The 21,696-nt window shown below is 76.4% G+C and carries 19 protein-coding genes; 12 read left to right on the top strand and 7 right to left on the bottom strand.

The genetic code is table 11. The annotated features are described in order from the left end of the window. Window positions 1-8: 8 nt before the first annotated feature. From ACRYM6_RS18940 to ACRYM6_RS18925, 4 genes are read right to left on the bottom strand one after another with little or no spacing between them, the layout of a single operon-like run. Entirely contained in the window at window positions 9-986 is a 978-nt protein-coding gene (locus tag ACRYM6_RS18940; RefSeq protein ID WP_432544439.1) for an AAA family ATPase, read from the bottom strand. Then, window positions 983-2,116 (bottom strand): DUF4350 domain-containing protein, encoded by a 1,134-nt coding sequence (locus ACRYM6_RS18935; RefSeq protein ID WP_432544438.1) that lies wholly within the window; start codon window positions 2,114-2,116, stop codon window positions 983-985. The genes ACRYM6_RS18940 and ACRYM6_RS18935 overlap by 4 nt, the downstream gene beginning before the upstream one ends. Next, window positions 2,113-2,808: a DUF4129 domain-containing protein gene (locus ACRYM6_RS18930; protein WP_432544437.1), complete on the bottom strand. Its 696-nt coding sequence runs from the start codon at window positions 2,806-2,808 to the stop codon at window positions 2,113-2,115. Before ACRYM6_RS18930 ends, ACRYM6_RS18935 begins: the two co-directional genes overlap by 4 nt. Further along, entirely contained in the window at window positions 2,805-3,905 is a 1,101-nt protein-coding gene (locus ACRYM6_RS18925; protein WP_432544436.1) for a glycerophosphoryl diester phosphodiesterase membrane domain-containing protein, read from the bottom strand. The genes ACRYM6_RS18930 and ACRYM6_RS18925 overlap by 4 nt, the downstream gene beginning before the upstream one ends. A gap of 79 nt (window positions 3,906-3,984) precedes the next feature. Here ACRYM6_RS18925 and mtrA point away from each other — a divergent pair, with 79 nt between their 5' ends. The 9 genes from mtrA (at window position 3,985) to secA (ending at window position 17,077) form a co-directional block, all read left to right on the top strand. Then, window positions 3,985-4,662 carry an MtrAB system response regulator MtrA gene (gene mtrA, locus ACRYM6_RS18920; protein ID WP_432514816.1) on the top strand — a complete coding sequence of 226 codons (678 nt, stop codon included), beginning with the start codon at window positions 3,985-3,987 and terminating at the stop codon, window positions 4,660-4,662. A 2-nt stretch (window positions 4,663-4,664) separates the two neighbouring features. Next, window positions 4,665-6,266, top strand: coding sequence for an MtrAB system histidine kinase MtrB (mtrB, locus tag ACRYM6_RS18915; RefSeq protein ID WP_432544435.1), 1,602 nt, complete (start codon window positions 4,665-4,667; stop codon window positions 6,264-6,266). Beyond that, window positions 6,263-7,981 (top strand): LpqB family beta-propeller domain-containing protein, encoded by a 1,719-nt coding sequence (locus ACRYM6_RS18910; protein ID WP_432544434.1) that lies wholly within the window; start codon window positions 6,263-6,265, stop codon window positions 7,979-7,981. The genes mtrB and ACRYM6_RS18910 overlap by 4 nt, the downstream gene beginning before the upstream one ends. Window positions 7,982-8,034: 53 nt before the next feature. Further along, window positions 8,035-8,697: a ComF family protein gene (locus ACRYM6_RS18905; protein WP_432544433.1), complete on the top strand. Its 663-nt coding sequence runs from the start codon at window positions 8,035-8,037 to the stop codon at window positions 8,695-8,697. Window positions 8,698-8,964: 267 nt separating this feature from the next. After that, on the top strand, window positions 8,965-9,750 hold the full coding sequence (gene hpf, locus ACRYM6_RS18900; RefSeq protein ID WP_432544432.1) for a ribosome hibernation-promoting factor, HPF/YfiA family: 786 nt from the start codon (window positions 8,965-8,967) through the stop codon (window positions 9,748-9,750). Window positions 9,751-9,850: 100 nt separating this feature from the next. After that, on the top strand, window positions 9,851-10,522 hold the full coding sequence (locus tag ACRYM6_RS18895; protein WP_432544431.1) for a response regulator: 672 nt from the start codon (window positions 9,851-9,853) through the stop codon (window positions 10,520-10,522). After that, the gene (locus tag ACRYM6_RS18890) at window positions 10,522-11,745 is read left to right on the top strand and encodes a winged helix-turn-helix domain-containing protein (RefSeq protein ID WP_432544462.1); all 1,224 of its coding nucleotides are present in this window, start codon (window positions 10,522-10,524) and stop codon (window positions 11,743-11,745) included. Before ACRYM6_RS18895 ends, ACRYM6_RS18890 begins: the two co-directional genes overlap by 1 nt. A gap of 38 nt (window positions 11,746-11,783) precedes the next feature. Beyond that, window positions 11,784-14,330 carry a putative bifunctional diguanylate cyclase/phosphodiesterase gene (locus ACRYM6_RS18885; protein WP_432544430.1) on the top strand — a complete coding sequence of 849 codons (2,547 nt, stop codon included), beginning with the start codon at window positions 11,784-11,786 and terminating at the stop codon, window positions 14,328-14,330. Window positions 14,331-14,389: 59 nt separating this feature from the next. Beyond that, a complete protein-coding gene (gene secA, locus ACRYM6_RS18880) occupies window positions 14,390-17,077 on the top strand; it encodes a preprotein translocase subunit SecA (protein ID WP_432544429.1) in 2,688 nt (895 codons plus the stop codon). Window positions 17,078-17,080: 3 nt separating this feature from the next. Here secA and ACRYM6_RS18875 read toward each other — a convergent pair whose 3' ends face one another. Both ACRYM6_RS18875 and ACRYM6_RS18870 read right to left on the bottom strand, forming a co-directional pair. Further along, complete coding sequence (locus ACRYM6_RS18875) at window positions 17,081-17,572, bottom strand: Rv3235 family protein (protein WP_432544428.1); 492 nt, start codon at window positions 17,570-17,572, stop codon at window positions 17,081-17,083. Window positions 17,573-17,619: 47 nt separating this feature from the next. Next, on the bottom strand, window positions 17,620-18,213 hold the full coding sequence (locus ACRYM6_RS18870) for a LysM peptidoglycan-binding domain-containing protein (RefSeq protein ID WP_432544427.1): 594 nt from the start codon (window positions 18,211-18,213) through the stop codon (window positions 17,620-17,622). Between the two features lie 159 nt (window positions 18,214-18,372). Between ACRYM6_RS18870 and ACRYM6_RS18865 the strand changes: the two genes are divergently transcribed. Continuing rightward, the gene (locus ACRYM6_RS18865) at window positions 18,373-18,885 is read left to right on the top strand and encodes a hypothetical protein (protein ID WP_432544426.1); all 513 of its coding nucleotides are present in this window, start codon (window positions 18,373-18,375) and stop codon (window positions 18,883-18,885) included. Between the two features lie 3 nt (window positions 18,886-18,888). Here the strand turns inward: ACRYM6_RS18865 and ACRYM6_RS18860 are convergent, their stop codons facing one another. Next, the gene (locus ACRYM6_RS18860) at window positions 18,889-19,110 is read right to left on the bottom strand and encodes a helix-turn-helix domain-containing protein (protein ID WP_432544425.1); all 222 of its coding nucleotides are present in this window, start codon (window positions 19,108-19,110) and stop codon (window positions 18,889-18,891) included. A 197-nt stretch (window positions 19,111-19,307) separates the two neighbouring features. Between ACRYM6_RS18860 and ACRYM6_RS18855 the strand changes: the two genes are divergently transcribed. Together ACRYM6_RS18855 and ACRYM6_RS18850 are read left to right on the top strand one after the other, a co-directional pair. Then, window positions 19,308-20,015: an SAF domain-containing protein gene (locus ACRYM6_RS18855; RefSeq protein ID WP_432544424.1), complete on the top strand. Its 708-nt coding sequence runs from the start codon at window positions 19,308-19,310 to the stop codon at window positions 20,013-20,015. Further along, on the top strand, window positions 20,012-21,271 hold the full coding sequence (locus tag ACRYM6_RS18850; RefSeq protein ID WP_432544423.1) for an AAA family ATPase: 1,260 nt from the start codon (window positions 20,012-20,014) through the stop codon (window positions 21,269-21,271). Before ACRYM6_RS18855 ends, ACRYM6_RS18850 begins: the two co-directional genes overlap by 4 nt. Window positions 21,272-21,696: the final 425 nt, after the last annotated feature.

Below are 21,696 nucleotides of genomic sequence, written 5' to 3'. Positions count from 1 at the left end.
GGGTCGTCCTACCGGGGGACCGGGACGGACCCGAGCACCGAGTCGAGGACGGCGTCGACGCTCACGCCGTCGAGCTCGGCCTCCGGGCGCAGCTGCACGCGGTGCCGCAGGGTCGGGCGGGCCAGCGACTTCACGTCGTCGGGGGAGACGTAGTCGCGGCCCGACAGCCACGCCCAGGCGCGGGCGGCGGCCAGCAGCGACGTCGCCCCGCGCGGGGAGACGCCCAGGGCCAGCGAGGGGGAGTCGCGGGTGGCGCGGCACACGTCGACGACGTAGCCGATGACCTCCCGGGAGACCTGCACGCGGCGCACCGCGTCGGCGGCGATGGCGAGCTGCTCGGGGGTCGCGACGGCCCGCACCCCGGCCGCGGCCAGGTCACGCGGGTCGAACCCGGTGGCGTGCCGGGCCAGCACCTCGACCTCGTCCTCGCGCGGGGGCAGCGGCAGGGTGAGCTTGAGCAGGAACCGGTCCAGCTGCGCCTCCGGCAGCGGGTAGGTGCCCTCGTACTCGACGGGGTTCTGGGTGGCGGCCACGATGAACGGGTCCGGCAGCCGGCGCGGTTCGCCCTCCACCGAGACCTGCTTCTCCTCCATGGCCTCCAGCAGGGACGCCTGCGTCTTCGGCGGCGTCCGGTTGATCTCGTCGGCCAGCAGGATGTTCGTGAAGACGGGGCCCTCGCGGAAGGAGAACCGGGCGCTCTGGGCGTCGTACACCAGCGAGCCCGTCACGTCGCCCGGCATCAGGTCGGGGGTGAACTGCACGCGCTTGGTGTCCAGCGCCAGCGAGGCCGACAGGCTGCGCACCAGCAGCGTCTTCGCCACGCCGGGGACGCCCTCGAGCAGGACGTGCCCGCGGCACAGGACGGCGATGACGAGGCCGGTGACGGCCGCGTCCTGGCCGACGACGGCCTTGGCGACCTCCTGACGGACCGCGCGCAGGGCCTGCCGCGCGTCCTCGACGGCTTCGGTCGAGGGGCTCTGGGTCACTGTTGGTCGACCTTCCTGGGTGAGGGGGTGCGGACGTCCCGTTCGAGGGCGTCGAGGGCGAGGGCGAGGGCCACGAGGGCGGGGTCGTCGCGGGGCGGGGCGCCGGCGAGGAGCTCGCGGACCGCGGCCGCGGGGCGGCCGGTGATCCACGCGACCTGGTCGGCGACGTCGGCGACCCCGGCGCGGGCGTCCAGGCCCGTCCCGGCGCGCAGCCGCCGCAGCGTCGCGGTCCGCAGGGCGTGCGCGGCGCGGTCACCGGCGCGGGCGCTGGCGTACAGCCGCCCGTGCCCCTCGACGGTCTCGGCGGCGCGCACCACGACCGGCAGCGGCTCGGCGACCAGCCGGCCCAGCCGCCGCCCCCGCCACAGCAGCGCCAGGGCCGCGGCGAGCGCGACGACGGCTCCGGCCGGGCCCAGCCAGCGCGGCAGCAGCGCGCTCAGCGGGACGGTCGGGGAGTCGGTGTCCAGCGGGTCCGGCAGGTACCAGACGAGGTCGCGGTGCGCGCCCAGGGTGCGCAGCGCCAGGGCGGCGTTGCCGTCCTGCGCGACCCACCGGTTGGTGAGCAGCCCCGCCTGGCCCACGACGGTGAGGGTGCCGCCGGGCAGCCCGGCGCGGACCCAGGACCCGCCGTAGCAGGCGGTGGCGTCCCCGGAGGCGGTGTAGACGGAGCCGCCGGCGCGGGCCGTCCCGGCGGCGCGGGCGTCGGGGTCGTCGCAGCCGGGGTCGCGCACGGCGGCCGGGACGGTCCCGTCGGGGACGGTCGCGTCCGGGACGACGTCGCCGGTCACGGCCTCGAGCGTCGCCGCGCCGGGCCGCAGCAGCACCAGGTCCGCCCCGGAGGCCGCGAGCTCGCGCAGCCGGCCCTCCGACAGCAGGTCCGGGCGGGTGACGAGGACCGTGGAGCCGGCGCCGGCGGCGCCGGCGGCCGCCGACCAGGACCGCACGTGCGCGATCTCGACGCCCCGGTCGGCCAGCACCCGCGCGACCGCCCGGCCCCCGCCGGGGGCGACGGACTCGGGGGAGAACTCGGCCTCGTCGCTGCGGGGGGTCAGCAGCGCGACGAGCACGGCGGTGGCCAGCACGAGCGCGACGACGGCCAGCACCCCGCGGTAGCGGCGCACGAGCGTCATCCGGCGCGCTCCGCGGCGACGGCGGCGGGCCCGGCGGCGGGTTCGGCGGCGGCGGGCCGGGCGGCGGCCACCTGCCGCACCACGGCCCGCAGGTCCTCGTCGGTGGTGGCCGCGGCGGGCCGGCCGCCGTAGCGCACGTCGTCGAAGGTGCGCGCGGCCCGGTGCAGGGCGTCGGCGGCGTCGGGCAGGGCGCGGGCGCCCAGGGCGGCGATCTCCGAGGCCGTCCGGCCCGCCCGGGGGTCCAGCAGCGCCCGCTCCTCCAGCGCGCGGACCAGGCCGCGGAACCGCTCGGCCACGGCCAGGCCGTGGTCCCCGGCGGCGGCCGCGGCGTCGGCGCGCGCGAAGTGCGCCGCGGACGGCTCGGCCGCGGCCTCGAACACCGGCTCGGCCGGGGCCTGCCGGGCGCTGCGCCGCAACGGGCCCGCCACCAGGTGCACCACGACCAGCAGCGCCAGCAGCAGGAGGACGACGACCACGACCGACGTCCAGCCCGTCCCCAGGCCCGGCACGGACACGCCCTCCAGCCGCTGCCACAGCCAGTCCCACGCCCGCGCCAGCCAGGACCCCTGCTGCTGCCGGTACTCCGGGCCCGCGAGCTCCTCGGCCAGCCAGCCGCGGGCGGTGGCCCGGTCCGGCTGGACGGGCACGGCCACCGCGACGGCGCCGGCGGCGGTCGGCGGCAGGACCGTCACCGCGTCGCGGCCCGGTGCAGTTCCACGTCCAGCCCCTCGCGGCGCATCCGCAGGTCCACGTACAGCAGCGCCGTCACCGACGCCAGGAACGGGTAGGCGACGATGCTGCCGATCATCGAGCCCAGCGTCGCGATCGACTGCTGCGCGGCGAGCGCCGCCGAGCCGGTGGGGTCGCTGAACAGGGCCGAGACGACCCCGCCCACGGCCCCGAACGGGACCGAGACGGCCGCCACGACGAAGTACACGACGACGGCGGTGAGCAGCTGGATGCCCAGCAGCCGCCAGAACGAGCGCCGGGTCAGCCCGAACGACCGCTTCATCGACGCGCCCACCCCCAGGCCCTCCAGGAGCATCGCGGGCGTCGCCATCGACCACTTCACCCACAGGTACGCGCCCCCCGCGGCCCAGGCCAGGACGCCCAGCAGCAGCGCCACTACCCCCACCCCGGTGACGAGGTCGGACCCGCTGAGGGCGACCAGCGCGATCCCCGGCGCCAGCGTCACCGCACCCACGGCCACCGAGGCGACGGTGATGACGATCGACAGCGCGATCAGCCGCAGCAGCCGCGGCCGGCACAGCGCCCACAGCTCCCCGAACCCGACGGTGCGGCCGATGACGGCGCGGCTGACGCTGACGATGAGCATCCCGTTGAGGGCCTGCACCGCGACCAGCTGCAGCACCCCGCTCAGCACCAGCAGCGGCACCGAGCGCTGCACCGTGGAGAACAGCTCGTCCGCGGAGCCGTCACCGGCCTCGAAGCTGCTGATGACGCCGAGCAGGTCGCGGGTCGTCACGAAGGAGGCGACGAGCCCCGCGATCGAGGTGATGACCACGACGATCGCGGACAGGCCGACCATGACCTTCGGGTTCTGCCGGAACGCGCGGAACGCGCCGTCCCAGATCTCCCCGAGCCCCAGCGGGCGCAGCGGCACGATCCCGGGCCGCGGGGCCACCGGCCGCTGCGGCGGGCCGGGGGTGCCCACCGGGCCGGCGGGGGCCTGGCCCCAGCCGGTGGGCGGGGGCTGCCGGGGGGCGTCCCAGCCGTCCCGGCCACCACCCGGACCCTCGTCCGGGCGCTGCCACTGATCGCTCCCCATGCCGCCACATCGTGCCAGAGGGGCGTGCGCGCGGCGTGGTGGTGACCGCGGACCGGTCCCGGCGGGGCAGGATGGCCCCATGAGGGGACGCGTCCTCGTGGTGGACGACGACACCGCGCTCGCCGAGATGCTGGGGATCGTGCTGCAGGGGGAGGGTCTGGAGACCCGCTTCTGCGCCGACGGGGACGAGGCGCTGGGCGCGTTCCGGGCCACCCGCCCGGACGTGGTCCTGCTGGACCTGATGCTGCCCGGCACCGACGGCATGGAGGTGTGCCGGCAGATCCGCGCCGAGTCCGGCGTGCCCATCGTCATGCTGACCGCCAAGAGCGACACCGTCGACGTCGTCCTGGGCCTGGAGGCCGGCGCCGACGACTACGTCGTCAAGCCGTTCAAGCCCAAGGAGCTCGTCGCCCGCGTCCGGGCCCGGCTGCGCACCGCCGGGGACCGCCCGCCGGAGACCCTGCGCATCGGCGACCTGACCATCGACGTCGCCGGGCACTCTGTGCGCCGCGACGGCCGGTCGCTGCCGCTGACGCCGCTGGAGTTCGAGCTGCTGGTCACCCTGGCCCGCAAGCCGTGGCAGGCGTTCACCCGCGAGCTGCTGCTGGAGCAGGTGTGGGGCTACCGGCACGCCGCCGACACCCGCCTGGTCAACGTCCACGTCCAGCGGTTGCGCTCGAAGATCGAGCGCGACCCCGAGCACCCCGAGATCGTCGTCACGGTCCGCGGGGTGGGGTACCGCGCCGGGCCGCTCTGACGATGCGCCGGGTCCTCGCCCGCTGGCGCGCCTCCCTGCAGCTGCGGGTCGTCGTCCTCACCACCATGCTCGGGCTGGCCGTCGTCGTGGGCGTCGGCTCGTTCCTGCTGGACGGGATCGCCGACGGCCTCGTCGCCGAGCGGCAGGAGGTGGCGCTGGCCGACGCCGCGCGCAGCGCCCAGACCGCCCAGCAGCAGTTCGACGCCGCCACCACCACCGGCCCGGCCGAGGTCGACCAGCTCGCCGGGGACGTCGTGTCCTCCCTGGAGGGCGCCGGGCCCGACCGGGTCCGCGGGGTCGTCCTGCTGCGCGCGGCCGGCGCGCCGGACACCGCCGCCAGCGGCCAGGTCGTCGTGCGCGACGTCGCCTCCGAGGGCCTGCAGGCCGCCGACGTCCCGATGGCCCTGCGCCGCGCCGTGGTGTCCTCCGACGTCCAGCAGCTGCAGATCGTCGACGTGCCCGACGCCACCGGCGCCCCCTCCCTCGTCGTGGGCTCGACGGTGACGCTGCCGCGGGCGGGGGAGTACGAGCTGTACTTCGTGTACTCCCTGGCCAGCGAGCAGCAGACGGTCTCGCTGGTGCGCACCACGTTCGTCGGCGGCGGCATCGCGCTGGTGCTGCTGGTGGGGGCGGTGGCGTGGGTCGTGGCCCGGATGGTCGTCGAACCGGTCCGGGAGGCCGCCGGGACGGCCGAGCGGCTCACCGGCGGGCACCTCGACGAGCGGATGCGGGTGCGCGGCAGCGACGACCTGGCCCGGCTGGCGCGCGCGTTCAACGAGATGGCCGCCGGGATGCAGCAGCACATCGAGCAGCTGGAGGAGCTGTCCCGGCTCCAGCGCCGCTTCGTCTCCGACGTCAGCCACGAGCTGCGGACCCCGCTGACGACGATCCGGATGGCCGGGGAGGTCCTGCACGACGCGCGGGAGGGCTTCGACCCGGCCTCGGCGCGCTCGGCCGAGCTCCTGATGACCCAGCTGGAGCGGTTCGACACGCTGCTGTCGGACCTGCTGGAGATCTCCCGCTTCGACGCCGGGGCCGCGGCGCTGGAACCGGACCCGCAGGACGTGCGGGCCCTGGTGCACCGCGTCGTGGAGTTCACCTCCGCGCTGGCCGAGCGGCGCGGCTCGCAGGTCCTGGTGTCCGAGCCGTCCGGCCCGTGCACGGCCGAGGTCGACGCGCGCCGCATCGAGCGGGTCCTGCGCAACCTGGTGGGCAACGCGATCGAGCACGGCGAGGCCCGCCCCATCGAGGTCACCGTGGTGTGCGACGAGCACGCCGTCGCCGTCGGCGTCCGCGACCACGGCGTCGGGCTGGGGGCCCAGCAGCTGCCCCGGGTGTTCGACCGGTTCTGGCGCGCCGACCCGGCCCGCGCGCGGACCACCGGCGGCAGCGGCCTCGGGCTGGCGATCGCCCTGGAGGACACCCGGCTGCACGGCGGGTGGCTGGAGGTGTGGGGGCACCCGGGGCAGGGGTGCCACTTCGTCCTGACCGTGCCCCGCACCGCCGGGCGGTCCCTGCGCAGCTCCCCGCTGCCGGTGGTCCCGGTGGGCTGGCGCGAACCGGTCGCCGCGCTGCCCCCGGGCCCGCGCCGGGACCCGGCGTGAGGCGCCGCCGGGCGGCGGCGCCGCTGGTCCTGGTGCTGGCGCTCGCCGTGGCCGGGTGCGGCGGCATCCCCCGCTCCGGGGACGTCGTCGCCGGGTCCCGGGTGGAGGCCGACCCGCGGGTGGGGCTGCTGCAGGTCATCGCCGACGGCCCGGTCCGCGGGGCCGGGCCCGTCGACGTCGTCCGCGGCTTCCTGCTGGCCGCGGCGTCCTCCGACGACGACCACGCCGTCGCGCGGGAGTTCCTCACCGGGGCCGCCGCGCAGACCTGGCGGCCGGACGCCTCCACGACCATCGTCACCGCCGCGCCCGACCTGGCCCTGGTCTCCCTCGACGGCCCCGAGGCCGTGGTGTCCCTGTCCAGCACCACCGCCGCCGTCATCGACGCCGCCGGGCACTACGTGGAGCAGGCGCCGGGGCCCCCCACGACCCGGCAGGTGCGGCTGGTCCGGGAGGACGGGCAGTGGCGGCTGGCCGACCCCGGCGACGGGGTCGTCCTGACCAGCCTGGACGCCTCGCGGACCGTGCGCTCCTTCCCGGTGCACTTCGTCACGGCCGGGCCGTCCCCGCAGCTCGTCGCCGACGTCCGCTGGTTCGGCTACGACTCCTCCACCGCCACCCGGATCGTGCGGGCCCTGCTGGAGGGGCCCTCGCCGTGGCTGGCGCCCGGGGTCGTCTCCGGCGCGCCCCGCGGCACGTCGCTGCGGGTGGGGACCGTGCCGGTGGCGGCGGGCACCGCGACGGTCGACCTGTCCGACACGGCCCTGGAGGCCGGTCCCGAGCAGCGCTCCACGCTGCTGGCGCAGCTGCGCGCCAGCCTGACCGGCCTGCCCGGGGTCGCCGAGGTCACCGTGTCCGTCGACGGCGCCGAGCTGACCCGCGACGGGTCCCGCGGCGCGGACCTGCCCCGCTCGGCGGTGCCCGCCGACGCCCGGCTGGTCGTCCTGGGCCCGGAGGGGCTCTCGCGCTGGGACCGGCAGGCGCTGCGCCCGGTGGCCGGCACCGGCCCGGGGCTGAGCAGCGCCGAGGGGGCCGCGCACCCGGCCGCGGCCCCCGACGGCGCGACGTACGCCGTGCTCACCGACGAGGGCCGCGTCGCGCGCGTGCAGACCGCCGGGGGGCCGCTGCAACCGGCCGTCAGCGGCCGCGGGCCCCTGCTGCCGCCCGCCGTCGACCGCTTCGGCTGGCTGTGGACCGCGGCCGCCGCCACCGGCGAGCCGCTCGTGGTGCCCGTCGCGGCCCCCGCCACGCCCGCCGGCCTCGTCGAGCCGCCGCCCGGCGGGTTCGGCGGGACGCTCACCGGGCTGCGCGTCTCCCGCGACGGGGCGCGGGTGCTCGTCGTGGTCCGCGACGCCGGGGGCGGCTGGCACGTGCGCGTCCACGGCGTCGTGCGCGACGGGCAGGGCCGGCCGCTGCGGCTGGGGGAGGCGAGCGCCGACCTGGCCCCCGGCGCCGGGGAGGTCCTCGACGCGGCGTGGCTGGTCGAGGACCGGTTCGCGCTGCTGGTCCGGCGCCCCGACGGCAGCACCGTCCCGGTGCTGGCCGAGGTCTCCGGCCCCAGCGCACCGCTGCCGCCGGTCCCCGGCGCCGTGTCGGTCGCCGGGGGCTGGAGCGACCGCGACCTCGTCGTCGGCACCGCCGACGGGAAGCTGCTGACCCGCAGCGGCGCCGACTGGATCGTCGTCGCGGACGGGCGGGACCCCAGCTACCCCGGGTGAGCCCCTGTGGACGACGCCGCCGCGCCCGCGCCGCGCCCGGCAGGCTGGGGACCGTGCGCGCCCTCACCGCGACCCTCACCGCGACCCTGACCGCGACCCTGTCCCCGGTCGCCGACCTGGTGTGGCCCGCGCACTGCGCCGGGTGCGGCCGTCCCGGCGCCGTCTGCTGCGCGCCCTGCCGGCGGGCGCTGCGCGCCGGGGCCCGCGCCGACCTGCCCGACGGCACCCCCGTGCACGGCTGCGCCCCGCACGACGGCCCCGCCCGCCAGGTCCTGCTCGCCGTGAAGGACCGCGGCCGCGCCGAGGCGCGCCCCGCCCTGGCCGACGCCCTCGCCCACCGGCTCGCCGCGCTGGCCCCCCGCGTCGCGCTCGTCCCCGTCCCCACCCGCGCCGCCAGCCGCCGCGCCCGCGGCGGGGACCTCGTGGCCGACCTCGCCGCCCGCGCCGCGGCCACCGCCCGCCGCCGCGGCCACGACGTCGACGTCGAGCGGTGCCTGCGCCTGGTCCGCCGGGTCCGCGACCAGACCGACCTGGACGCCCGCGGCCGCCGCGCCAACGTCCACGGCGCCTTCACCCTCACCGGGCCGCCCCCCGACCGGCCCTGCCTCGTCCTCGACGACGTCGTGACGACCACCGCCACCGCCGCCGAGGCCGTCCGCGCGCTGCGCGCCGGCGGGGCCCGGGTGGAGGGCGTGCTGACGGTGACGATCGCGTGAGGGAGCCGGTCCCGGCGCCGCACGCCTGTGCGCCGGAGCCGCCGGGGGTCTAGCGTTGGTGCATGGCAGCCAGGAACGGTGTCACGGCGGGTCGCACCCCGGCGGTGTCCGAGGACGGACCCGGCACCCGGGGCGCTCACCGGCGCCGTCCCTGCCCGCCTGCTCACCGCGCCCACCCCCGGGGGGTGGCTCGCGGCACGAGGTGACGGTCCGAGGCGGGCCGGCCCCACGTGCCGGTGCCGCCAGCTCGAACGAGGGAGGCATCCCGTGGAAGTTGTGGTCACCGGACGGCACACCGACGTCAAGGAGAGGTTCCGCCGGCACGTCGAGGACAAGCTGGAGGCGAAGGTCACCCAGCTCGCCCCGCGCGCCCAGCGCATCGACGTCGAGGTTTCCCACGAGAAGAACCGTCGACAGGCCAGCAGTTGCGAGCGCGTCGAGATCACCGTGCGGGACAAGGGACCCGTGGTGCGCGCCGAGGCCTGCGCCGACGACCCCTACGCCGCGCTCGACCTGGCCACCACGAAGCTGCTCGAGCGGTTGCGGCGCGCCCGCGACCGCCGCAAGGTCCACCACGGCCGGCACCGGCCCACCTCGGTGCACCAGGCGACGGCCGGCCTGTCCGACGAGGTCCTCACCGGCGCCTTCGACCCCGCCCGCCCGCTGGCCGAGCAGGTCGACCCCGCAGCCGCCGCCGACGGCGCGGTGCCCACCCCGGCCGTCATGGCCGGCAGCCACCCGCCCACCGCCGAGGCACCCGAGGCCGCGGTCGCGGACGCCTCGCCGGTCGTCATCCGGGAGAAGCGGCACGACGCGCACCCGATGACCCTGGACCAGGCGCTGTACGAGATGGAGCTCGTGGGCCACGACTTCTACCTGTTCGTCGACGCGGCCACCGGCAGCCCCAGCGTGGTGTACCGCCGCCGCGGCTGGGACTACGGCGTCATCCACCTCGACGTGAAGCCCGCTCCCGCCGAGGAGGCCGAGCAGGACCACCGGGGCACGACGGACGCCGCGCTCGCGGCCGCCGCCGTCGGGGCCGCGCTGCGCTGAGCCGCCCGCACCGGTGCCACCGCGGCCTCCGCGGTGGCACCGGTGCCGCTCGTGCCAAGATCGACCGACGCGCACGCCGACGGCGACCAGGGGGACGGGCATGAGCGAGGCCATCCGGATCGTGGTCGTCGACGACCACTCGCTGTTCCGCCGGGGGCTGCAGATGGTCCTGTCCACCGAGGACGACCTCGAGGTCGTCGGCGAGGCCTCCGACGGCGCCGAGGCCGTGCAGCGCGTCGAGGAGCTGCTGCCCGACGTCGTCCTCATGGACGTGTGGATGCCGCGGCGCTCCGGGATCGACGCCTGCGCCCAGATCAAGGCCGTCGCCCCCTCCACCAAGATCCTCATGCTCACCTCCTCCGAGGAGGAGGACGACCTGTTCGGCGCCGTGCGCGCCGGCGCCAACGGGTACCTGCTCAAGGACGTGCCCGCCGAGGACGTCGCCGACGCGGTCCGCTCGGTCATGACCGGGCAGTCGCTCATCACCCCCAAGATGGCCGGGCTGCTGCTCGGGGAGTTCAACGCGATGCGCCGGCGCGACGAGGAGCGCAACCTCGGCCTGCCCGGCGCGCCGCGGCTGTCCCCGCGCGAGCTCGACGTCCTGCGGCTGCTGGCCCGCGGCATGGCCAACCGGGAGATCGCCGGGGAACTGGGCATCAGCGAGAACACCGTGAAGAACCACGTCCGCAACCTGCTGGAGAAGCTGCAGCTGCACTCGCGGATGGAGGCCGTCGTCTACGCGGTCCGGGAGAAGATCGTCGAGCTGTCGTGATCGAGGAGATCTCGGCCCGCACGGCCCGCCGGGCGGCGCTCGCGGCCCAGGGCTTCGACCGCCGCCGCCCGGCCACCGTCACCGCCGCCCACGTCGGCCGCGTCGTGGACCGGCTCGGCGTCGTGCAGATCGACAGCGTGAACGTGCTGTGCCGCAGCCACTACCTGCCCTTCTTCAGCCGCCTCGGGCCCTACCGGGCCGACCTGGTGGACCGCGCCGCGCAGCGCGGCCCGCGCCGGCTGGTGGAGTACTGGGCGCACGAGGCCAGCTACGTCGCACCCGCCACCCACCTGCTGCTGCGCTGGCGCATGGAGCGCGCCGACCACGACGCCTGGGGCAGCATCCGGTCCATCGCCCGCGAGCGCCCCGACCTGCTGGAGGCCGTCGAGGAGCACGTCGCCGGCGCCGGGCCGCGCACCGCGCGGGAGCTGGAGGCGGCGCTGGGGCCGGCCGCGCCGCGGGCCAAGGAGCACTGGGGCTGGAACTGGTCGGACGTGAAGCGGGCCTGCGAGCACCTGTTCTTCGCCGGCCGGCTGTCCGTGGCGGGCCGCACCGCGCAGTTCGAGCGGCGCTACGACCTCACCTCCCGCGTGCTGCCCGCCGCCGTCCGCGACCTGCCCGTCCCGGCCCCCGAGGACGCCGTCCGCGACCTCGTGCGGATCGCGGCCCGCGCCACCGGCGTGGCCACCGAGCCCACGCTGCGCGACTACTTCCGGCTCACCCCCGCCCTGGCCCGGCGCGCCGTCGCCGAGCTCGTGGAGGCCGGGGAGCTCGAACCGGTCCGGGTCGCCGGGTGGGCCGCGCACCGCCCCGCCTACCGGTGGGCCGGGGCCCGCGCCCCCCGCGTCCGGGCCCGGGCGCTGCTGACGCCCTTCGACCCGCTGGTGTGGCACCGCGCCCGCACCGAGGAGGTCTTCGGGGTGACGGTCCGGCTGGAGTTCTACGTGCCCCGCGACAAGCGCGTCCACGGCTACTACGTGCTGCCGTTCCTGCTGGGCGAGGACGTCGTGGGCCGCGTCGACCTCAAGGCCGACCGGGCGGGCCGGGTGCTGCGCGTGGAGGCCGCGCACGCCGAGCCGTCCGCGCCCGCCGGGACGGCCGAGGAGCTCGCCGCGGAGCTGCGCGACCTGGCCGGCTGGCTGGACCTGGACGACGTGGCCGTCGCCGGGCGCGGGGACCTGGCGGCCGACCTGGCCGGTGCCGTCGCCCGAACGGCGCACTGACGCCTCAACACCGTTCCCCGCGGCGCCGACACCCCACTGTGGACGTCGCCGCTCTCACCCCCGACCAGGTCGGGCTCGCCAGCCAGCTGCTCGAGCACGTCCTCACCGAGCTGTCGGCGGGCACGTCCGAGCGCGACGTCCTGAGCCGGGCCGCAGCCCTGGCCGCCGACCTCGTCGACGCCGACGTCGTGGTGGTCTGCGAGGGCGCGCACGTCCACGGCGGGGTGGGCCTGGGGCAGCGCTTCCTGCCCGAGCGGGGGCTGGCGCGGGTGGTGCGCGACGGCGGCGGGTCCTTCGCCGTCCCCGGCCTGGGCCGGGTGCACGCCGCGGTCGTGGAGGTGCCGGCACTGGCCGGCGTGCACGTCGTCGTCGGCCGCGCCGAGGGCGCCGGGGTCCCCGAGGCGTCCCTGGCGGCGGTCCGGCTCGTCGCCCGGGCCCTGGGGCTGGTCGTCCTGAGCCGGCACGGCCGCGAGCGGGAGCGGTGGCACCGCCAGCAGGGCGCCCGCGGCGCGGCCGAGCGCGGTCGCCTGCAGCAGGCGCTGCGCCAGCGCGAGCAGGTGCTCACCACATCGGTGCGGTTCCAGCGCGCCGTCTCCAGCCGCCGCCCGCTGCCGGAGCTGCTCGTGCAGATCGCCGCGAGCTCCTCGGAGCTGATGGACCACCGCGCGGTCGCCCTCGTCCTGGCCGACCCGCGCTCGCAGATGCGGATGAGCGTCGTGGCCGCCGTCGGGGAACCGGCGCTGGACCCCGAGCTGGCGCTGGCGGCGACGCACGCCCTCGGCGGGTTCGGCGTGGCGGTCGGCGACGAGGCGACCCCGGCGGCCGCGGCGGTGCACATCAACGGCCGCAGCGTGGGGGCCCTGGTCCTGGACACCCTGGGCAGCGGCCCGCTGGACCCGGTGGGGGCGACGGTCCTGCGCGCCTTCGCCGAGCACGCCAGCATGGCGCTGAGCCACGCCGACACGGTGCGGGCCGTCGAGGCCGCCTCCTCGGACTCCCTGACGAGCCTGCCCAACCGGGCGACCCTGCTGCGCCACCTGGAGGTGGCGCTGCGCGTGGGCGAGTCCGACGGGCTCGGCACGGCCGTCCTGTTCATCGACCTCAACGGCTTCAAGCAGGTCAACGACTCCCTGGGCCACGCCGCCGGCGACGAGGTGCTGTCCCGGGTGGCGCGCCGGCTGCGCCGCTGCCTGCGCGGGGACGACGTCGCGGCGCGCCTGGGCGGTGACGAGTTCGCGCTCGTGGTGCGCGACCTCGAGCCGGGCCGGGCCGCGCAGCGCATCGCCGCCCGCGTGCAGGCCGACGTGGCGCAGCCGTTCGAGACGGGCGGCACGACGGTGCGGGTGGGCGCCAGCATCGGCATCGCCGTCGCGGCCGACGGGGTGGGGGCCGCGGAGCTGCTGCGCCGCGCCGACAGCGCGATGTACATCGCCAAGGGCGAGGCGCACGACGCCGGCCCGGAGGCCGGGACCGGGATCGTGCCCAGCTGCGTGGTGGTCTTCGAGGCCGACGTGCACGACGCCGACCGGCTGCGCCGCCAGCTGGAGCACGACCTGCTGCGCGCGGTGCACGACGACGAGTTCGAGCTGGCCTACCAGCCGATCGTGCGGCTGGCCGACGGCGCCGTGGTGGGGGCCGAGGCCCTGCTGCGGTGGCGGCACCGCACGCGGGGGCTGCTGGAGCCGGGCGCGTTCCTCGCCGGCGCGGAGCGGTCCCCGGCGGTGGAGGAGCTGTGGCGCTGGGTGCTGCGGACGGCGTGCGCGCAGGCCGTGGCCTGGCGCGAGCAGGTGCCGGACCTGTCGGTGACGGTGAACCTGTCGGCGGCGCACGTCATGACCCGCGGCGCCGCCGACGACGTCCGCGCGGCCCTGACGGGCGCGGGGCTGGACCCGACGGCCCTGGTGCTGGACGTGCCGGCGGACCTGCTGGGGGAGGACCCGGACCTGCTGGCCGCGCGGCTGAAGAAGCTGCGCGCGACCGGCGCCCGCATCCTGCTGGACGACTTCGCGACGCTGGACCCGGGCCACGGCGGGGTGCTGGTGAACCACTCCCTGGCGCCGTTGCGCCAGCTGCCGGTCGACGGGGTGAAGCTGGACCGGACCCTCGTCGCCGAGATCGACGGCGCCGACGGCGCGGACGCCCTGGCGGCGGTCCGGACGCTGTGCGAGCTGGGCGCCGCGCTGGACCTGGGGGTGGTGGCCGAGGGCGTGGAGCGCACCGAGCAGGCGCTGCTGCTGACCGAGGCGGGGTGCGCGGTCGCGCAGGGCGTCCTGCTGGGCGCGCCCCGGTCGGTCGCGGAGCTGGGCTCGGAGCTGACGGAGCTGGGGCCGGTGGAGCGGGCCGCGGCCGGGCCGGCGCTCGCGGACCTGGTGGAGCTCGCGGAGCTCGGGGAGGCGCAGGAGCCGGGGGAGCCGGACGCGCTGGACCCGGCCGCGCTGTTCGCCCGCGAGTTCGGCCCGGTGGAGGTGCCGCGCGCGGGGGCGGTGGCCGGCGGGCCCGCCGTCCCGGCGACGGGGCCGGTCCCGGTGCCGATCAGCGGTCTGCGTCCCCACGACCTGCGGGCGATGCTCGACCGCTCGCGCTGAGCCACCGCTGCGGTCCGTGCTGTCACCGTCACCAGGCGTTGCGCCGCTAGAGTGAAGGGGTGCCAGCGATCGTCGAAAAGGTCCTCCGCGCCGGTGAGGGCCGCGTGGTCAAGCGTCTGCACCGCATCGCGGAGCAGGTCAACGCCCTCGAACCCGACTTCGAGGGGATGAGCGACGCGGAGCTGCGCGGTGAGACGGACCGCTTCAAGGAGCGGCTGGCCGGCGGTGAGACCCTCGACGACCTGCTGCCGGAGGCCTTCGCGGTGGTCCGCGAGGCCGCCCGCCGCACGCTGGGGCAGCGGCACTTCGACGTGCAGCTCATGGGCGGCGCCGCCCTGCACCAGGGCAACATCGCCGAGATGCGCACCGGGGAGGGCAAGACCCTCGTCGCGACGCTGCCGGCGTACCTCAACGCCCTGACCGGCAAGGGCGTCCACGTCATCACGGTCAACGACTTCCTCGCCGAGTACCAGTCCGACCTCATGGGGCGCGTCTACCGCTTCCTGGGCCTGACCAGCTCCTGCATCCTGTCGCGGATGCGCCCCGACGAGCGGCGCGAGGCCTACGCGGCCGACATCACGTACGGCACGAACAACGAGTTCGGCTTCGACTACCTGCGCGACAACATGGCGTGGAGCACCGCGGAGATGGTCCAGCGCGGCCACCACTTCGCCATCGTCGACGAGGTCGACTCGATCCTCATCGACGAGGCCCGCACGCCGCTGATCATCTCCGGGCCGGCCGACCAGGCGACCAAGTGGTACAGCGAGTTCGCCAAGATCGTCCGCCGCCTGACGGTCGACGTCGACTACGAGGTCGACGAGAAGAAGCGCACCGTCGGCATCCTCGAGGCCGGGATCGAGAAGGTCGAGGACCTGCTCGGCATCGAGAACCTCTACGAGAGCGTGAACACCCCGCTCATCGGGTTCCTCAACAACGCCGTGAAGGCCAAGGAGCTGTTCAAGCGGGACAAGGACTACGTCGTGTCCCCGAACAACGAGGTGCTCATCGTCGACGAGCACACCGGCCGCATCCTGGCCGGCCGCCGGTACAACGAGGGCATGCACCAGGCCATCGAGGCCAAGGAGGGGGTGCCGATCCAGAACGAGAACCAGACGCTGGCGACCATCACCCTGCAGAACTTCTTCCGCATGTACGACAAGCTCTCGGGGATGACCGGCACGGCCATGACCGAGGCCGCCGAGTTCCACCAGACGTACAAGCTGGGCGTCGTCCCCATCCCCACCAACAGGCCGGCCGTGCGCATCGACCAGCCCGACCTGGTCTACAAGAACGAGCAGGCCAAGTTCGCCGCCGTGGTGGAGGACATCGCCGAGAAGCACGCGACGGGGCAGCCGGTCCTGGTGGGCACCACGAGCGTGGAGAAGAGCGAGTACCTGTCGGGCCTGCTGACCAAGGCCGGGGTCGAGCACACCGTCCTCAACGCCAAGCAGCACGAGCGCGAGGCCTCCATCGTCGCCATGGCCGGCCGCAAGGGCGCCGTCACCGTGGCGACGAACATGGCCGGCCGCGGGACCGACATCATCCTGGGCGGCAACGCCGAGTTCCTCGCCGTGCAGGCCATGAGGGACAAGGGCCTGGACCCCGACGAGGCGCCGGAGGCGTACGAGGCCGCCTGGCCCGAGGTCCTGGAGCAGGCCAACGCCTCCGTGAAGGCTGAGCACGACGAGGTCCGCGACCTCGGCGGCCTGTACGTCCTGGGCACCGAGCGCCACGAGTCGCGCCGCATCGACAACCAGCTGCGCGGCCGGTCGGGCCGTCAGGGCGACCCGGGGGAGTCCCGCTTCTACCTGTCGCTGACCGACGACCTGATGCGGCTGTTCAACGCGGCGCTGGTCGAGACGTTCCTGACCCGCACGGGCATCCCCGAGGACGTGCCGATCGAGTCGAAGATGGTCTCGCGGGCCATCCAGAGCGCCCAGGGCCAGGTCGAGGGGCGCAACTTCGAGATCCGCAAGAACGTCCTGAAGTACGACGACGTCCTGAACCGCCAGCGCGAGGTGATCTACGCCGAGCGGCGCAAGGTCCTCGAGGGCGAGGACCTGCACGTGCAGATCCGCCACTTCATCGACGACGTCGTGACGGCCTACGTCTCGGAGGCCACCGCGCGCGGCTTCGGGGAGGACTGGGACCTCGAGGAGCTGTTCACGGCGCTGCGCAGCCTCTACCCGGTCTCGGTCACGCCCGAGGAGGTCGTCGAGGCCGCCGGTGGCCGCGGCAACCTGACCGTCGACCGGTTGCTGGAGGAGATGCGCGCGGACGCGCAGGCCTGCTACGACGCCCGTGAGCAGGAGCTCGGCGAGGGCGTCGTCCGCGACCTCGAGCGCCGCGTGGTGCTGTCGGTGCTGGACCGCAAGTGGCGCGAGCACCTGTACGAGATGGACTACCTGCAGGAGGGCATCGGGCTGCGGGCCATGGCCCAGCGCGACCCGCTCGTGGAGTACCAGCGCGAGGGGTACCAGCTGTTCGGCGCGATGACCGACGCCATCAAGGAGGAGTCGGTCGGGTACCTGTTCTCCCTGCAGGTGCAGCCCGCCGCCCAGGCCGGGGTGGCCCCGCCGACCCCGGGGTTCGGCGCCCCGCCGGTCCGCCAGCAGCTGCAGTACTCCGCGCCGACGGCCGAGGGCGACGTCGAGGTGCACTCCGGTGACGCCCAGGCGACCGAGGCCGCCACGGGCAACCGGGCCCAGCGCCGCGCCGCGGACCGCCAGCAGCGCCCTGACTGACCCTCAGCCCAGCTCCAGGGCGGTGACCCGCCAGCGCTGCCCGGAGCGGTCGGTGCAGCGCTCGACGCGCAGCGCGGCGGCCCGCACCCGGTCGGTGTCCCGCAGGACGGCGCCGACCTCGGCGACCCCCTCGCCGGGGAAGGAGACCCGCAGGGTCGTGACGCGGGCCGCGCGCACGGGCGTGCCGGTGCGGGCGGTCCGCAGGCGCGCCTGGAGGGCGGCGCGGCGCTGCACCCCGGCGTAGATGTCGGGGGTGGACCAGCGCAGCAGCTGCTGCGTGGGCCGCAGGCCGGTGAGGACCTCCAGCAGCGTCACCAGGTAGCGGCGGGTCCAGCCGGTGACCTCGGGCAGCTCCGCCGGGGGCCGCAGCCGCGCGTCGACGAGGTCGAGCGCCAGCACGCCCTGGTCGGGGCTCAGGTGCGTCAGCACCGGGCCCTCGGGGCCGTGGGCGTCCTCGTCGTCGAGGTAGAGCGGGAGGCGGGTGGTGCTGGACACGTGCGGGGCTCCTCGGCGTTCGGGTGGGTCTGGGGTTCTCGGGGGGATCAGGGCAGGCGCAGGACCTGGCCGGGCCGCAGGACGTCGGGGTCCTCGCCGATGACCTCGGCGTTCGCGGCGTAGAGGCGCTGCTGCTCGGCGAGCACCTCGGCCCGGTCGGCTCCGGGGCCGCACCGGAGCCGGGCCAGCGACCACAGGCTGTCGCCGCGGTGGACGACCAGTTCGGCACCGGCGGCGGTCGGGCGCGGCGCGCCGGCGACCGGTGCGGGTGCCGCGGGGGCCGCGGCGAGCCCGGGCGTGGGCGCCCAGCCGGGTTCGACGGGTGCGCTCAGGGCCCACCCGGCCTCGGGCGGGTGGACGGCGGCCCCGCGCTCGGCGGCGACGGCGGACAGCGCGCTGGAGCCGACCAGGACGCCGACGACCAGGGCCACCAGCCGGCGGACGACGACCGGAACCCCGGGGGTCAGGCGCACCGCGCGTCGCGGCGAGCGGCGGACCCGCACCTCGTCGACCAGGGCGACGAGCACGCTGAGCGCCAGCCACAGGACGACGAGCGCCCCGGCGACGGTGCACACGCCGACGACCACGTCCGCCGGCGTCCGCACGGTGACCTGCGGGGCGATCCAGTGCGGTAGGTGCACGTTGAGCCTTCCGGGTGTCATTGGGTGCTGTTTGATGCTGTTTGGTGTCGCATGTCTACCCAGAGCCTGTGCGCAGGACCAGCGAATCGCCCATCTATGCCCCGTTCGGAAGGCACCGCCTGACCGACGGTCACGGCGGATCACTCGTAGCGTGGGTCCGTGCGGTGGGACGACCTCTTCGAGGACCTGGAGGCGCAGGCCGAGCACGGGCGCCGGGAGGACCTCGCCGCCGAGGTGGCCGACCGCACCGCCCGCGAGGAGGCCACGGTCGCCCTGGCGGACCGCCTGCGGGCCGCGACCGCGGAGGTCACCTGGGTCCTGCACGACGGGTGGGCGGTCACCGGCGCCGTGCTGGGGGCCGGTCCGGGCTGGTCGCTGGTGGGCGAGCGCGACGGTCGCCAGGTCCTCGTCCCCACCCACGCGGTGGCGCTCCTGCGGGGCGTGCCGGCGCACAGCGCCGCCCCGGCCGGGCCGGTCGCGGCGCGCCGGACGTTCCTCATGGCGGTGCGGGCGCTGGCGGGAGCGCGGGAGCGGGTGACGGTGCGCACCACGGCGGGTGCGGTCCCGGGCACGATCCGCCGGGTCTGCGCCGACCACCTCGACGTCGAGGACGGGGCCGGCGCGCGGACGATCCCCTTCGGCGCCGTGCTGGCGGTGCTCGAACGGGGGTGAACCTCAGTCGGTGAGCGGGTCCTCGCCGGCGTGGACCATCTCGCGGGTCTGGGCGTACATGCGCTGGATGTAGTCCTCCAGCTCGGACTCCTCGACCCGCCACTGCCCCCGGCCGCCGACCTTGATCGCCCGCAGCTCACCCGTCCGGACCAGCGCGTAGGCCTGCGCCGAGGAGATCGCCAGCGTCTCGGCGACGTCCGCGAGGGGGAGGAATCGGGCAGGCACGGGGGCTCCTGGGCACTGGGAGGGTCACTGCCGGGTGCGGGACCCGACCGTGCCCGCATCTTGCCACGCGGCCGGCCGGTCGCCGCTGACCCGATCGGGTGGCCTGTGGACAACCCCGGCCGGCCCCGCGGCGCGACCCGCACCATGGGTCGTCGGTCGAGGACGGCCGGCTCGGACGGGGTGGGGGAGCGGGACGGGTGCGGACAGCGGTGCGGCCGGTGCGGGGGCGCGACGTGGCGGACGGCGGGGCGGCGACGCGCCGGGTCAGCGCCCCGTCGTGGCGCGACCCCCGGTTCCTGGTCGGGGTGGTCCTGGTGCTGGCCGGCGTGGTCGCCGGGGCCCGGGTCGTGGAGCAGGCGCGCGACACCGTCGGGGTGTGGGCGCTGAGCCGGCCGGTCGGGGCGGGGCAGACCCTCACCGCGGCCGACCTCACCGTCGCCGAGGTGCACCTGGACGAGGCGACCGCGGCCACCTACGTCAGCGCGGGCACGGCGCCGGGTGGCCTCGTGGCCCTGCGGGGCCTGGCGGCGGGCGAGCTGCTGCCCCGGACCTCGGTCGGGGGTGCCGACGACCTCACGGCCCGTCCGGTGACCGTGCCGGTGGCCGGGGCGGTGCCCCCGGGCGTCGCGGTGGGCGCGCTGGTGGACGTGTGGGTCGTCCCGGCCCCGGACCCGGCCGACCCGGGCGGTGCGGACGGGCCGTCCGCACCGGAGCGGCTCGTCGAAGCGGCCGAGGTGTCCGCCGTCGTCGACGGCGGCGGGGCCCTGAGCGCCCGCGGCGGCGCCGACGTGCAGGTCGTGGTCCCCCAGGGCGCCCTGCCGGCGGTCCTGCAGGCGGTCTCGGCCGAGGACGACCTCGTCCTGGTGCCGGTGCCCGGCAGCGCGGCCGCGGGGACGCGCTCGTGACGCTGCCCGTCCTGGTCGCCATCCCCGGGCCGGGGGAGGCGCGCCTGCTGGCCGGCTGGGAGGGGCTGCGCCGCGAGCTGGTGGTGGTGCGTCGCTGCGCGGACGTGGCCGACGTCCTGGCCGCCGCCGCGGCGGGGCTGGCCCGCGCGGTGGTGGTGGGCGCCGACCTGCCCGGCTGCGACACGGAGGTCGTGGCCGCCCTGCGGCGCCACGGCGTGGGGGTGCTGGTCCTGCTGCCCACCGGGCCGGAGGGCGAGCAGGCCGAGCGGCGCTGGCGCGGCCTGGGCGTCGGCCGCTTCGCGGTGCAGGACCAGGACCCGACCCGGATCGCCCGCGAGGTCGCGCTGACCGTGGTCGCGGACGGGGAGCCGGCCCCCGCGCAGGAGGCCCCGGCCGAGCCGGCGACCGGCGCCCCGGGGCGGGTGGTCGCGGTGTGGGGGCCGCACGGTTCGTGCGGCCGGACGACCGTCGCCGTCAACGTCGCCGCGGAGCTCGCCGCCACCGGTCAGACGGTGCTGCTGGTGGACGCCGACACCCGTGGCGCCTCGGTGGCCCAGGCGCTGGGCCTGCTGGACGACGCCCCGTCGCTGCTGGCGTGCGTGCGGGCCGCGGCCGACGGGAGGCTGGACGTCGCGGCTCTGCGGGCCAGGGCGGCGACCCCGGCCACCGGGCTGTCCGTCCTGTCCGGTGCCTCGGAGCCGTCCCGTTGGAGCGAGCTGCGGCCCGTGGCGCTGCGGCGGGTGCTCGAGGTCGGCGCCCTGGCCCACGACTGGACGGTCGTGGACCTCGCCGGCGGGTGCGACGACCTGCCCGAGGAGTCGGGCCGGGACGCGGCCCTGCAGACGGTGCTCGACTCCGCCGACGTGCTCGTGGTGGTGGGGGCCGGGGACCCGGTCGGGCTGCAGAGGCTGTCGCGCACCTGGCTGCGCCTGGCCGACCTCGTGCCCGACGCGCTCCTCGTCCCGGTCGTGAACCGGGTGCGCACCTCGTCGCTGGGATCACCGGCCGTGCGGCGCACCACGTCGGTGCTCCGGCGGTCGGCCGGGATCGAGGACGTGGTGACCCTGCCGCACGACGACGCGGCCGACGGAGCGCTGCTGGCGGGGCGGACGGTCGCCGAGCACGCTGGGCGCAGCCTCCTGCGCCGGGCCCTGCAGGGCCTGGCCGCACGCGTCGAGGCGCTGGCCGATGCCCCGGTCCCCGTCGAGGTGGACGACCTGACGAGCGGATTTGACCCGCTGCTGGCCCGCAGTTAACGTAGTTGTCACACCCCAGCGGGGAGGAACGGACGGGAAGCCGGCCGGTCTCCGTGGTGGTGGGGAGCTCCGATCGAGATCGGTCGCCGCGAACGCTCAAGAGCGTGCGGGGCCAGCCGATGAACAAGGAGCGTCCTGACCGGGCCTGGAGGTCCGGTAAGGTGGACGAAGTCCGCAGACGAGAAGCCACGGAAGTGGCCGACAGTCGTGCGTCCGGTTCTTGAGAACTCAACAGTGTGCCATAAATGTTGATGCCAATGCATTAACCCCCAATGGCCGTCGCTCATGTACGGGTGGCGGTCGGGGTTCCTTTGGGATCTACCCCTGTTCTGGCTTGCCAGCTCGGGACAGGGTTTGGAGTCCAAGGTCAACTATGAAGTGAAATGATCTACACCGGCTGGTCTGTTTCCTGTGATTCGTCGCGG

Origin of the sequence: Kineococcus rugosus (genome assembly GCF_050871975.1) — a bacterium.
In the GTDB taxonomy this organism is placed as follows: domain Bacteria; phylum Actinomycetota; class Actinomycetes; order Actinomycetales; family Kineococcaceae; genus Kineococcus.
This window is presented reverse-complemented; position numbering and strand designations above follow the sequence as displayed.

Bases quoted from the DNA above. Each gene is read 5' to 3' on its own strand.
- ACRYM6_RS18935 (WP_432544438.1), bottom strand. From the start codon at position 2,116: ATGACGCTCGTGCGCCGCTACCGCGGGGTGCTGGCCGTCGTCGCGCTC.
- mtrA (WP_432514816.1), top strand. From the start codon at position 3,985: ATGAGGGGACGCGTCCTCGTGGTGGACGACGACACCGCGCTCGCCGAG.
- mtrB (WP_432544435.1), top strand. From the start codon at position 4,665: ATGCGCCGGGTCCTCGCCCGCTGGCGCGCCTCCCTGCAGCTGCGGGTC.
- ACRYM6_RS18895 (WP_432544431.1), top strand. From the start codon at position 9,851: ATGAGCGAGGCCATCCGGATCGTGGTCGTCGACGACCACTCGCTGTTC.
- ACRYM6_RS18925 (WP_432544436.1), bottom strand. From the start codon at position 3,905: ATGGGGAGCGATCAGTGGCAGCGCCCGGACGAGGGTCCGGGTGGTGGC.